This window comes from Sphingobium vermicomposti (assembly GCF_011762025.1).
GTDB classification, from domain to species: domain Bacteria; phylum Pseudomonadota; class Alphaproteobacteria; order Sphingomonadales; family Sphingomonadaceae; genus Sphingobium; species Sphingobium vermicomposti.
Map to the genome: position 1 here is coordinate 41,693 of NZ_JAASQR010000002.1, position 11,933 is coordinate 53,625.

At 64.3% G+C, this 11,933-nt stretch carries 8 protein-coding genes; 7 read left to right on the forward strand and 1 reads right to left on the reverse strand.

Annotation, left to right across the window (positions count from 1 at the left end; genetic code table 11):
* Positions 1–7: 7 nt before the first annotated feature.
* The 3 genes from FHS54_RS05045 to epsC all read left to right on the forward strand — a co-directional run bounded on the left by FHS54_RS05045 (position 8) and on the right by epsC (position 3,161).
* Entirely contained in the window at positions 8–718 is a 711-nt protein-coding gene (locus tag FHS54_RS05045; RefSeq protein WP_167302752.1) for a response regulator, read from the forward strand.
* Positions 715–2,088 carry an ATP-binding protein gene (locus FHS54_RS05050; protein WP_167302753.1) on the forward strand — a complete coding sequence of 458 codons (1,374 nt, stop codon included), beginning with the start codon at positions 715–717 and terminating at the stop codon, positions 2,086–2,088. Before FHS54_RS05045 ends, FHS54_RS05050 begins: the two co-directional genes overlap by 4 nt.
* Before the next feature lie 62 nt (positions 2,089–2,150).
* Positions 2,151–3,161 carry a serine O-acetyltransferase EpsC gene (gene epsC / locus FHS54_RS05055; RefSeq protein ID WP_167302754.1) on the forward strand — a complete coding sequence of 337 codons (1,011 nt, stop codon included), beginning with the start codon at positions 2,151–2,153 and terminating at the stop codon, positions 3,159–3,161.
* On the opposite strand, the gene FHS54_RS05060 is transcribed toward epsC, so the two are convergent.
* A complete protein-coding gene (locus FHS54_RS05060; RefSeq protein WP_167302755.1) occupies positions 3,162–4,811 on the reverse strand; it encodes an alkaline phosphatase family protein in 1,650 nt (549 codons plus the stop codon).
* 78 nt (positions 4,812–4,889) lie between these two features.
* On the opposite strand from FHS54_RS05060, the gene FHS54_RS05065 reads away from it, so the two are divergent.
* The 4 genes from FHS54_RS05065 to FHS54_RS05080 all read left to right on the forward strand — a co-directional run bounded on the left by FHS54_RS05065 (position 4,890) and on the right by FHS54_RS05080 (position 11,923).
* Positions 4,890–6,911 carry a protein-disulfide reductase DsbD family protein gene (locus FHS54_RS05065; protein ID WP_167302756.1) on the forward strand — a complete coding sequence of 674 codons (2,022 nt, stop codon included), beginning with the start codon at positions 4,890–4,892 and terminating at the stop codon, positions 6,909–6,911.
* A complete protein-coding gene (locus FHS54_RS05070) occupies positions 6,911–7,648 on the forward strand; it encodes a TlyA family RNA methyltransferase (protein ID WP_167302757.1) in 738 nt (245 codons plus the stop codon). The genes FHS54_RS05065 and FHS54_RS05070 overlap by 1 nt, the downstream gene beginning before the upstream one ends.
* An 88-nt stretch (positions 7,649–7,736) precedes the next feature.
* The gene (locus tag FHS54_RS05075) at positions 7,737–8,801 is read left to right on the forward strand and encodes an efflux RND transporter periplasmic adaptor subunit (RefSeq protein WP_167302758.1); all 1,065 of its coding nucleotides are present in this window, start codon (positions 7,737–7,739) and stop codon (positions 8,799–8,801) included.
* A gap of 11 nt (positions 8,802–8,812) precedes the next feature.
* Positions 8,813–11,923: an efflux RND transporter permease subunit gene (locus FHS54_RS05080; protein ID WP_167302759.1), complete on the forward strand. Its 3,111-nt coding sequence runs from the start codon at positions 8,813–8,815 to the stop codon at positions 11,921–11,923.
* Positions 11,924–11,933: the final 10 nt, after the last annotated feature.

Genomic DNA, 11,933 nt, shown 5'->3' on the forward strand with positions numbered 1-11,933 from the left:
CTGCGGCATGACCGCTCCGACGATCATCCTGGTAGAGGATGACCCGCCACTTCGCACGCTGACCGCCCGGGCGCTCCAGGAACATGGCTATCAGGTCCGGCCTGCCTCTTCGGGACCGGAAATGTGGGTCGCCTTCGACGCGGGGCCTGTCGATCTGGTCGTGCTGGACGTCATGCTGCCGGGCACCAACGGCATCGACCTTTGCCGCCAGATCCGCCGCAAAAGCGACGTCCCCATCATCTTCATCAGCGCCAAGGGCAGCGAAACCGATCGCATCGTCGGGCTGGAACTGGGCGCGGACGATTATCTGCCCAAACCCTTTGGCACGCGTGAGCTGATCGCGCGCATCCGCGCAATCCTGCGCCGCGTCGGGGTGGAGCGCGGACCGGACGAGCATCGCGACAATGAAGCGCGGTTCGATGGCTGGGTCGTCAACTTCCCCCGGCGTGAATTGCGCTCTCCTACCGGCGGAATTGTCGACCTGACCGGCGCGGAGTTCGACCTGCTGGGCAGTTTCCTCAGCCACCCGCAACGCGTCATCGCGCGCGAGCGATTAATCGAACTGTCGCGCACCCGCATGGGCGACAGTTCCGACCGCAGCATCGACGTGCTGGTCAGCCGGCTTCGCCGCAAGCTGTCGATGGAGGACAGGGCCGCGCCGATCACGACCGTTCGCGGCGTCGGATACATGTTTAACGCGGAAGTCAGCCGCGCTTGAGACTGCATGTCAGCCGGTCGCTGGGGCTGGTCGGCCGCCTGTTTGTGATCCTGCTGCTGGCGCTGACGTTGGAATTTGCGGTCGGCACGCTGATCTATGAGCGGGCCGGGCATCTTTCGCTGCAAGATGACGAGGCGCGGCGTCTGGCCGAACATCTCGTCATCGCGCGCAAGCTGGTCGCCGAACAGCCGGTGGCGGAACGGCACGCGCTGGCGATCCAGCTGACCACCGATCGGTACGACGTTCACTGGTCGGCATCGTCGCCGCCGCCCCCGCCGCTTGCCCCGGAATTGCAGCGGATGCGGCGCCAGATCATCGATTGGGAACCCAGCCTTGAACGATCCCGCCTGTGGCTTCGGCTCGCATCGCCGGGGCGGGTGTCCGAAATCAATGGCGGGCTGCAATTGCCGGACAAGAGCTGGCTCTATTTCGGCATGCACCATAGCGGCGGGAAATTGGCCTTCACGGTCGGGCGAATGGGGCTGGCTCTCATCCCCGTGGTCGCGCTGCTGGTGGCGGGCGGGGTGATGATCCGCCGCACGCTTGCGCCGCTCAAGGAGTTGACGAAAGCGACCGAGCATATTGGCCTGTCGGACGAGGTGGTCGTCACCGAAAGCGGGACCAGCGATGTGCGCGACCTGATCCAGGCCTTTAACACGATGCAAAAACGCATCCACCTGCTGATCACCGAACGGACGGAAACGCTGGCCGCCGTGGGCCACGACCTGCGCACGCCGCTGGCCCGGCTGCAGTTGCGGCTGGAAAATCTGGGCGACGCCGAAGCGCGCGACGCGATGAGCGGCGACGTCAGGGAAATGGCCGAGATGATCGAGTCTCTGCTGGCTTTCCTGGGCGGAGAAAAAAATGGCGAGACAGTCGTGCGCACCGATGTCGCGGTGACGGTCGCGACGGTGGTCGATGCCTTTCAGGATGAGGACAAGGATGTCACCTATGAAGGGCCGGACCATCTGGAGATGGAGGCGCGGCCCATATCCCTGCGCAGGGCGGTGATGAACCTCATTGAAAATGCGCTGCATTATGGCGTCCGCGCCAGGGTTAGCGTTGAACGGCAGGGCGATGAAGTGATGATCCGCGTCGATGATGACGGGCCGGGCATTCCGCCGGACAAGCTGGAGGAGGTTCTCAAACCCTTTGCCCGGTTGGATGAAGCGCGGCAACGCAACACGCGGGGGTTGGGGCTGGGTCTGGCCATCGTCGCCGCCGCTGTGGACAGGGAAGGGGGTCGCCTTCTCCTCATCAACCGGTCGGAAGGCGGGCTGCGCGTGGAAATTCGGCTGCCCGCGCCGTCCGCGCGCGCTGATCCCCGCGCCCTTGGGAAAGAGAAAAAGAATCTCGCAGCCCCCAAGTAAAACGCGCATATCGGAACGCCCCGTGCCGGGCTATGCCGTGCCTGTTCAACATTGAGGCGCATATGACGGACGAGGGCGAAAGCAAAGGTCCCACCCCCGACGGCTGTTGGGATATTGACCGACTGGCGGCGGAACTGGGCGCGGTGCGGAGCCAGTGGCGGCAGGAACAACAGCACCATGCCGAATATGGCGCGGAAGGCTTTCCTTCGCGCGCCAATCTGGTGAAGGTCATGCGCTCGCTCTGCGCCGCGCTATTTCCCCTGCGGCTGGGGCCGAGTTTCGTTCGCGTGCATAATGAAGACGCCTTTGTCGCGCAGACGCTGCAGTCCGCGCTCGATCGGCTCCATGCCCAGGTTCGGCTTGAGCTGCTCTACGCGGTGCAGGACAGCGCGGGGCCAGATGCGAACGTGCAGGCCGGGCGCATCATCAGCGATTTCGCGCAAAGCCTGCCCACTATCCGCACTCTGCTCGACAGCGATGTGAAGGCGGCCTTTCTGGGCGATCCAGCCGCCCGCAGCGTGGATGAGGTGCTGATCTGCTATCCGTCGATGCTGGCGATCATCCACCACCGCCTGGCGCATCGGCTCTACGAACTCGGCGCGCCGCTGGTCGCCCGGATCATCTCCGAAATCGCCCATTCCCAGACGGGCATCGACATTCATCCCGGCGCGCGGATCGGCCACAGCTTCTTCATCGACCATGGCACGGGCGTGGTGATCGGCGAAACGGCCATCGTGGGCGAACGGGTGCGTTTATATCAAGGCGTGACGCTGGGCGCGCGCAGCTTTCCGTCGGACGAAAAGGGCGCGTTGGCAAAGGCGCTGCCGCGTCATCCCATCATCGAGGATGACGTCGTGATCTATGCTGGCGCGACGATATTGGGGCGCATCATCATCGGCAGCAAATCGGTCATCGGCGGCAATGTCTGGTTGACCGACAGCGTCCCGGCCAACAGCAATGTGCGGCAAGCCAAAGCGCAATATGAGGTGACAAGCCGCATCGAAGTGTCCGCGCCGCACCGCGTCCACTCCCTGGCCGAAGGGCAGAGCGGCGCGTTCGCGGACAATATCTGATCATTTGCCCGCGCAGCTGTCCCCTTCGCCCGCGATCAGGTCCAGGCAGCGGCCATCAATCTCATCTTTCGGCACCGGCAAGTCGATAAGGGCGGCCAGGGTCGGCAGGATATCCGCCGTCTCTACGCCCAAAGGCTGTTCGAACGGGCGCATGCCCTTGCGCCAGAACAATATGGGCACGCGACGGTCCATATCCCATGGCGACCCGTGCGTCGCCACAAAGCCCGAAAAGGCGGTGGCGATGGGCATGACGCGCGGTTTCAGCAGCAGCAGCAGGTCGCCTGACCGTTCCGGGTCGAAACTGGCGCGCGCTTCCTGAAGCAGGCTCCAGCTTTCGGGTGGTCCCGAAGGCGAAGGGGTGGCGGCAATCTGCGCCTTGGTAAAGACGACCTCGACCTGGCGATGGGCGCGCAGCAGGGCCAGCGTCGCGGTTTCTACCTTGGCGCGCTCAGCGGGCGTCAGGCTGAGGTCGAAATAAAGATCGCCCGCCGGACCGTCGCCATGGATCAAGGTCTTGCCGTTGATGCCGGTGCTGGCCGCGACCGAACGGTTCAGCGCCTTGGGCGCGAGCGCCGGATCGACCCGCTGTTCTTCTGGCATGGCGTTGAGCTGATGCCTTTCGGGCAGGTCATGGCCGCCATGATCGGCGGTCAGCACGACCGCATAGTCGATCCCGTCACTATCCAGCCTGTCGAAAAAAGCGCCCAGTTCGCGGTCCAGCCGGTCCACCTGGATGCAGCTTTCGGTGCCTTCGGTGCCGTAGCTGTGGCCGATATAGTCCGTGGCGGACAGGCCGATGGCGATGACATCGGTCTGCCCCTGCTGGCCCAGCGCCATGCTTTTGATGGCGGCGGCGGCGAAGGCCAGGGTCATCGCATCCAGTTCGGGCGATATGCGGAACCCTCCGGCCATGCCCGGCGCGCGCTCAAACCGACCGGTGCCGACGGTCTTGTCTTTGCCGATGCTGACAGGAAAATCCTTTGCCACGCACTGTTCTGGCAGTTCAAAGGCGGGATTTCCCTGCGCGATGCGCTGCATATAGGCTGCGTTCACCTGTTCCACGAGCGGCGGGACGGGCACTCCGGCATAGCTCACAAAGCCTTTGGACCCCATCCACCAGACATGATCGGCCTTTGCCCCGCCCATCATGACAGCCGCCCGGTCCTTGCCCGCGACTGAAACGACGCGGGTGGCCGGATTGGCGGCCTTCATCCGGTCGCCCAGCGTGGGAACGCGCAGATGTATCGGCGAAACGACATAATTATTGTTGCTGGTGCCGGGCTGCTTTTCATCCTCGGCGCAATATATGACCTTGTCGGCACGATCCGCCTTCAGGTCGAACCAGCTATTGGCGATGATGCCCGTGCGCGACGGGCGGCTGCCCGTCAATATGGTGCTGTGACCCGGACAGGTTTCGGTCGCGGCGTGGCTTTGATAGCCTTTCGGAAATACCGCGCCTTGCATCAGGCGCTTGAGCCCGCCGGTATAATAGGGGCGATATTCGCTGAACAGGTCGGCGGAAAACTGATCGACTGCGATGGCGACGATCAGCCGGGGCGCGGGCGCTGCGGCGACCGGCTTTGCCGTCTGCTGGGCCAGCACGGGCATGCTGGTGGTGAAGATCAGCGCTGCCAGGACTTTTTTGAACATTGAAAGAACCCCTCCTCGACCTTGACGGCGAATGCAGGCGGACCTAGCCCAAAAGCCATTCACCCGACCAGAGGCCCGATGCGGATTTTTCATATCCTTCTGATGACGTTGGCGCTTGTTACCGCTTCGGGGGCGGGCGCGCAGGGTGCTTTTGCGGCCCGCGACCCGCATATCAGCGCGGCGTTGGTGGCGGAAACATCCGCGCCCGCGCCGGGCCGCACCAGCAGCATCGCATTTTCCATGAAGCCGGATGCGGGCTGGCATGGCTATTGGGAAAATCCGGGCGATGCGGGCGTCGGCATGACCGTTGAATGGACGCTGCCCAAGGGCGTCACCATCGGCGCGCTGCGCCACCCGGTGCCAGAAACGCTGCTGATTTCCGGGCTGATGAACCATGTCTATGAAGGGCCTTATGCCGTTCTTGCGCCCATGACCGTCGCGGCGGATGTGCGGCCTGGAACCCTGCTGCCTATCCGGGGAAAGGCGGAATGGCTGGCCTGCACGGACAAGGTCTGCGTCCCCGAAAGCGCTGAGCTGGCGCTGAACCTGCGGGCAGGGGATGGCGCGGTCAGCCCCGCAACCGCTGCGCGCTTTGACCAGTGGCGCGCCCGCATGCCGCGACCACTGGGCAATGAAGCACATTATGCGATCAGCGACGGTCGCTTTCGCCTGTCGGTGCCCTTTCCCGCGGAGGCGATGGCGAGCGATGTTCATCTGTTCGCGCTGACAGAAGGGGCGGTGCGCTATGCCGCCCCGCAATCCCTCACGCGCGAAGGCGACCGCCTGTTGCTGGAAACCGAGGCTGGAGAAGGCTTCCAGGGCGGAACCGTCAACGCGATATTGCGAACTGGCGACCATGTCGGCTTCCTGCTCACCGCACGCCCCGGTGATGTGGCGGCGGCGAAAAGCGGATTGCTGCGGACCACGCTGATCGCTCTGGCGGGCGCTCTGCTGGGCGGGCTGCTGCTTAACATCATGCCCTGCGTCTTTCCGATATTGGCGCTGAAAGCGCTCAAGCTTGCGCGGGCAGGTGGCGATGAGGGCGCGGTGCGCCGGGAAGCGTTCGCCTATGGCGCAGGGGTGGTCCTGACCTGCCTGATCCTGGGGGGCACGTTGTTGGCGCTCCGCGCGGCGGGCAGCGCCGTCGGCTGGGCGTTTCAATTGCAGGACCCACGCGTCATCCTGCTGCTGTTGCTGCTGGTGACGGCAATCGCGCTCAATCTGGCCGGGCTGTTCCAGCTTGGCGGCTTTGGCGGCGGCGAACGGCTGGCGGGCAGGGCAGGCGCTACGGGCGCATTCTGGACCGGCGCGCTGGTCGCCTTTGTCGCGACGCCGTGCACCGGGCCGTTCATGGGCGCGGCCATGGGGGCTGCGCTGATACTGCCGGTGCCAGCTGCGCTGGCTCTGTTTGCCGGGTTGGGTATCGGCCTTGCCGCGCCTTTCGTGGCGCTTGCCTGGGTGCCTTCGCTGCGCCGCCGTCTGCCGCAGCCGGGTGGCTGGATGGAAACATTGCAGAAGATACTGTCGGTGCCGATGTTCATCACGGCGCTGGGCCTCGCCTGGCTGCTGGGGCAGCAGCGGGGCGTTGCGGCGATTACCGTCGGTATTGGCCTGTCGTTGGCGCTGGGCCTCGTTCTCTGGTGGCTGGGCGTCCGCCAGCAAAGGGGGAGAAGGGGCGGCCTGATCGTGGCACTGGGCGCGGCGCTGCTGCTGGGTGCGGGCGTCGTCCTTCTGCCGGGCCGCGCGCCCGCAACCGCCGTTGCCGATGGCACCGCCATTCCCTTTGACGAAGCGCGGCTGGCCAGTCTCCGCGCGCAGGGCAAACCGATTTTCCTCTACTTCACCGCCGACTGGTGCCTCACTTGCAAGGTCAATGAAGCTGCCGCCATTGACCGGACGGAAACGCGCGCGGCCTTCGCCAAAGGCGGCGTGGCGGTGATGGTCGGTGACTGGACCAATGCCGATCCTGCGATCACTCGCTTTCTGGAGGCAAAGGGCCGGTCGGGTGTTCCGCTCTACCTCTGGTACGCGCCGGGCAAGGACGCGCTGGTCCTGCCGCAACTGCTGACGCCCGCCACGCTGACCGGGCTGGTGCGCTGATGGCCAAGCTGCGTGCCGACCAGTTGCTGGTGGACAGGGGCCTCGCCGAAAGCCGCGCGCGGGCGCAGGCGCTGATCCTGGCGGGCCTCGTCTTTCTGGGCGACAGGAAGGTGGAGAAGGCTGGGCAGCAAGTCGCTGACGATGCCGAACTGGATGTCCGGGGACGGGATCATCCCTGGGTTTCGCGTGGAGGGATAAAGCTTGCCCATGCGATCGATCATTTCGGCATCGATGTGACCGGCATGGTGGCGATCGATGTGGGTAGCTCCACCGGCGGCTTTACCGACGTGCTGCTCAGCAACGGCGCGGCGCGGGTCTATGCGGTGGACAGCGGCACGAACCAGCTCGCCTGGAAACTGCGTTCCGACCCGCGCGTCATCGTGCATGAACAGACCAGCGCCCGCATCCTGACCGCAGACCATATCCCCGAAGCCATCGACATCATCGTATGCGACGCCAGCTTCATCTCGCTCGCCAAGGTGCTGGAACGGCCTCTCGCCTTCGCTCGCCCCGGCGCGCAGCTGGCCGCGCTGATCAAACCGCAGTTCGAAGCGGGGCGGGATGAAGTGGGCAAGGGCGGTGTCGTGCGCGACCCGCAAGTGCATGAGCGAGTCTGTGAGCAGGTGAGAATCTGGCTGACGACACAAGGATGGACCGTCACCGGCATCACCCCCAGCCCGATCACCGGACCGCAAGGCAATATCGAATTTCTGATTCATGCGCGGCTTGGTGAATAGACCCGGCACCATATTGCGTGACGGCACGTTACATTTCGCGACAAATGCCCCGGTTGTCTCGTTCGCAAAGGCTCGTTAGCCCCTTTCTATGCGCTCCACTTTGTCCTTGTGCCTTTTTGTGCTGACCCTTGCATCCTGCGGCGGGGAAACGGAAAATAAGGCCCGTCCCGCCGCGCTTGTGGAAGCGCAGCCCATTCAGCGCGCGACCTTCACGGACAATCTGGAAGCAGTCGGCACCGCACTTGCCAATGAACAGGTCGTGCTGTCCGCGCCAGTGACGGAGCGGATCACCTCCATCAATTTCGCTGACGGTGCCCATGTCAGCCGGGGACAGGTGATCGCGACCCTTGCGGTAGGACAGGAACGCGCCGAGCTGGCTGCCGCCGAAGCGCAGGCGTTACAGGCGGGCCAGCAGCTGGAACGGGTTCAGGCGCTAAAAAATCGCGGCTTTGCCACCTCCGCCAGTCTGGACCAGCAGGTCGCGGCCGCGAATTCTGCGCGAGCCAGTGCGCAGCTTGCGCGCGCCTCCATCGGCGACCGCATCATTCGCGCGCCATTTGCAGGCTGGGTCAGCCTGCGCACAGTGTCGCCCGGCGCGATCGTCAGCGCGGGAACGCCGATTGCCACCGTCAGCGACATTTCGCGTATCAAGCTGGACTTCACCGTGCCAGAAACCCGGCTACCGCTGATCCGCGAAGGTCAGCCGATCAAGGCGATCTCTTCGGCTTATCCCGACCGGCCCTTTTCCGGCATTATCGGAACCATCGACCCGGTGATCGATCCGGCGACCCGTGCCGTCAGGGTCCGGGCGATTCTGCCCAACCCCGACCGGATGCTGAAACCGGGCATGTTGCTGACGGTCAGCGTGATCGCGCGGCAGCGTCAGTCGCTCGCGGTTCCCGAACTCGCCGTGGTGGGGGATGGCGACGATCGCTTTCTTTTCGTCGTGGCGGAAGGGAAGGCAAAGCGGGTCGAGGTAGCGACCGGCATTCGTCAGAATGGCCTTGTCGAGATATTGGACGGCGTAGAGGCGGGGCAAAAGATTGTGACCGAGGGCGTCGTCAAGCTGAGCGACGGCGCGCCTGTGCGACTGGTCGGTGACGATGCGCAGCCACGCCCCAAGGTTGCGGATCGCGCCGCGGCCGGTAGCTGAAGGACAGGCCGGTGCAACTGTCCGATCTGTCCGTTCGCCGCCCGGTCTTTGCCGCGGTGATCGCGGTGCTGCTGTGTATCGTGGGCGTTGTCGGCTATATCAGCCTGTCCGTCCGTGAATATCCTGACACCGATCCGCCCATCGTGTCGGTGGAGACCACCTATACCGGCGCCGCGGCGTCCGTCGTCGAAACCCGCATCACCCAGATATTGGAGGATTCGGTCGCCGGCGTTCAGGGCATCCGTAACATAACCTCTGCGTCGCGCGATGGCACATCGACGATCAGCATCGAATTCGACCCGTCGCGCGACATCGATTCATCTGCCAACGACGTGCGCGATCGGGTCGGTGCCGTGATCGAGGATTTGCCGGAAGACGCAATCGCACCGGAAATTCGCAAGGTCGACGCCGACGCGCGGCCCATCATGTACATCACTTTCAGCAGGCCCGGATGGTCGCCGGTCCAGATAGCCGACTATCTGGACCGCAACATCGTCGACCGCTTTTCCGCGATCAACGGAGTGGCTCGCGTGAACGGCGGCGGCGACCAGCGTCCCGCGACCCGGATATGGCTGAACGCGGAAAGGCTGGCCGCTTTTTCCCTGACGCCCGCCGACATCGAATCTGCCCTGCGCGCGCAGAATGTGGAGCTGCCCGCCGGACGTTTTGAATCGAAAGATCAGAACCAGACCTTGCGCGTCGAACGCGCTTTTTCGACGCCTGACCAGTTCGCGCAGCTGGTCGTTGGCCGGGGAACGGATGGCTATCAGGTCAAGCTGGGGGACGTGGCGCGGATAGAGGAAGGACCGGAAAATCCCTATGTGTCCTTCCGCGCCAATCGGGCGACGGGCGTAGGGCTTGGCATCGTCCGCCAGTCGGGCGCGAACACGCTGGAGGTTGCCGACCGGGCCAAGGCGTTGATCGAACAGATCCGCCCTGACCTGCCGAAGGGGATGGCGGTGAACATCGGTTCGGATGAGTCGCTGTTCATCAGCCGGGCAATCGAAAATGTCTACGACACGCTGCTGGAAGCCGCGATCCTGGTGATACTCGTCATCTTCCTGTTCCTGGGGTCGATGCGGGCGACCATCATCCCGTCGATCACGGTGCCGATCTGTCTCCTCGCGACCTGCGCGGTAATGTGGTTGACCGGCCTGTCGATCAATCTGTTGACCCTGCTGGCGTTCGTCCTCGCCATCGGCCTTGTCGTCGATGATGCCATCGTGGTGCTGGAAAATGTCTATCACCGGATCGAACAGGGGGAGGACCCGCTGCTCGCTGCGTATCTGGGCACCCGGCAGGTGGGCTTCGCGATCATTTCGACGACTTTGGTTGTCTGCGCGGTGTTCGTGCCGGTGATGTTCCTGGCCGGGCAGACCGGCCTGCTGTTCCGCGAGCTGGCGATTGCGATGATCGCCGCCATCGCCTTTTCCGGTTTTATCTCACTCAGCCTTGCGCCGATGCTCTGTTCAAAGCTGCTGCGGCACAGTGAGCGCGGGCGGCTGGCGAAATGGGTTGATGATCGTTTTCAATGGCTGGAACGGGCCTATTCCCGGCTGCTCGACAAAGTGCTGCGGCGGCCATTTGCGGCGTTGATCGCTCTCGCGTTGTTTCTGGGGACGGCAGGCGCGCTGTTCATGACGTTGCCCAATGAACTGGCACCAGCCGAGGACACAGGCGTCGCGGACGGCCAGATCACTGCGCCGGAAGGCACCGGCTTTGATCGGATGCAGGCATATATGCGCGGGCTGGAGGATGATTTGTCGCCCTTGTTGAAGGACGGTCGCCTGAAGGTGCTGATCACGCGCACACCCGGCGGATTCGGCGCGAGCGACGATTTCAATAGTGGTAATGTCATCGCATTTCTGCGGCCGTGGGAGGAACGGACGGTCACCACCGCCCAAGTCGCCGACGTCATCAACAAGGCCATCGCCAATCAACCGGGCGTGCGCGGCAATGTATCCCCCCGTTCGGGGCTGGGACGGGGCAGGGGCTTGCCGGTGAATGTCGTGCTGACCGGATCGACCTATGAAGGGCTGGTCGCCGCCCGCGACCGGATCATGGCCGCCGCCGCGAGCAATCCGGGGCTGATCAACCTCGACAGCGATTTCAAGGAAACCAAGCCGCAAATGCGGGTCGAAGTGAACCAGCAGCGGGCCGGGGACCTGGGCATTTCGGCGAATGACATCAGCCAGGCGCTACAGACCCTGCTTGGTTCGCGCCGGGTCACCACTTATGTCGATCGGGGCGAGGAATATCGCGTGCTGGTCCAGGCGGAAAGGGAGGGGCGGCAGACGCTAGCCGACCTGGAGCGCATTCAGGTCCGCACCCGCACAGGCGCGCTGGTGCCGCTGTCGGCGGTGGTGACTGTGCGCGAAGTCGCCGGGCCGCGTCAGCTCAACCGCTATAACAAGCTGAGGGCGATCACCCTGACCGCAGGGCTGGCACCGGGCTATTCGTTGGGCGAAGCGCTCGCCTATCTGGAGGATCAGGCGCGCCAATCGCCTGAAGTGCTCGCCATCGGCTATCGCGGCGAAAGCCAGTCGTTGCAGGAAACCGGCGGGTCGATCTGGCTGGTGTTCGGCCTGACGATCCTGATCGTCTACCTGTTGCTCGCCGCCCAGTTCGAAAGCTTCGTCCACCCCGGCGTCATCATCGCCACGGTGCCGCTGGCGGTGGCGGGCGGCGTGCTGGGGTTGGCGCTGAGTGGCGGGTCTATCAACCTCTATAGTCAGATCGGCATCGTCATGCTGGTGGGCCTGGCTGCCAAGAACGGCATTCTGATCGTCGAGTTCGCCAACCAGTTGCGCGACGAAGGGCAGGAGGTTGCGCAAGCCATCAGGCAAGCGGCTGCACGTCGTCTGCGCCCCATCCTGATGACCTCCATAGCGACTGTCGTCGGGGCGCTCCCTCTGGTCATCCGGGGTGGCGCGGGCGCAGCGGCGCGCCAGTCGATCGGCGTCGTGGTCGTATCCGGCGTGTCGCTGGCGACGTTGATCACGCTGTTCCTGATCCCCATCCTTTATTCGCGGGTTGCGGGGCGAACCGTTTCACCGCAAACCGTGGGCAGACGGCTTGACTCGGCACTGAAAGATTCGCCCCAAGCCGTGAGTGAGGATTAGTGGAGGCGTC

Bases quoted from the DNA above. Each gene is read 5' to 3' on its own strand.
- FHS54_RS05060 (WP_167302755.1), bottom strand. From the start codon at position 4,811: ATGTTCAAAAAAGTCCTGGCAGCGCTGATCTTCACCACCAGCATGCCC.
- FHS54_RS05075 (WP_167302758.1), top strand. From the start codon at position 7,737: ATGCGCTCCACTTTGTCCTTGTGCCTTTTTGTGCTGACCCTTGCATCC.
- FHS54_RS05065 (WP_167302756.1), top strand. From the start codon at position 4,890: ATGCGGATTTTTCATATCCTTCTGATGACGTTGGCGCTTGTTACCGCT.
- epsC (WP_167302754.1), top strand. From the start codon at position 2,151: ATGACGGACGAGGGCGAAAGCAAAGGTCCCACCCCCGACGGCTGTTGG.
- FHS54_RS05070 (WP_167302757.1), top strand. From the start codon at position 6,911: ATGGCCAAGCTGCGTGCCGACCAGTTGCTGGTGGACAGGGGCCTCGCC.
- FHS54_RS05045 (WP_167302752.1), top strand. From the start codon at position 8: ATGACCGCTCCGACGATCATCCTGGTAGAGGATGACCCGCCACTTCGC.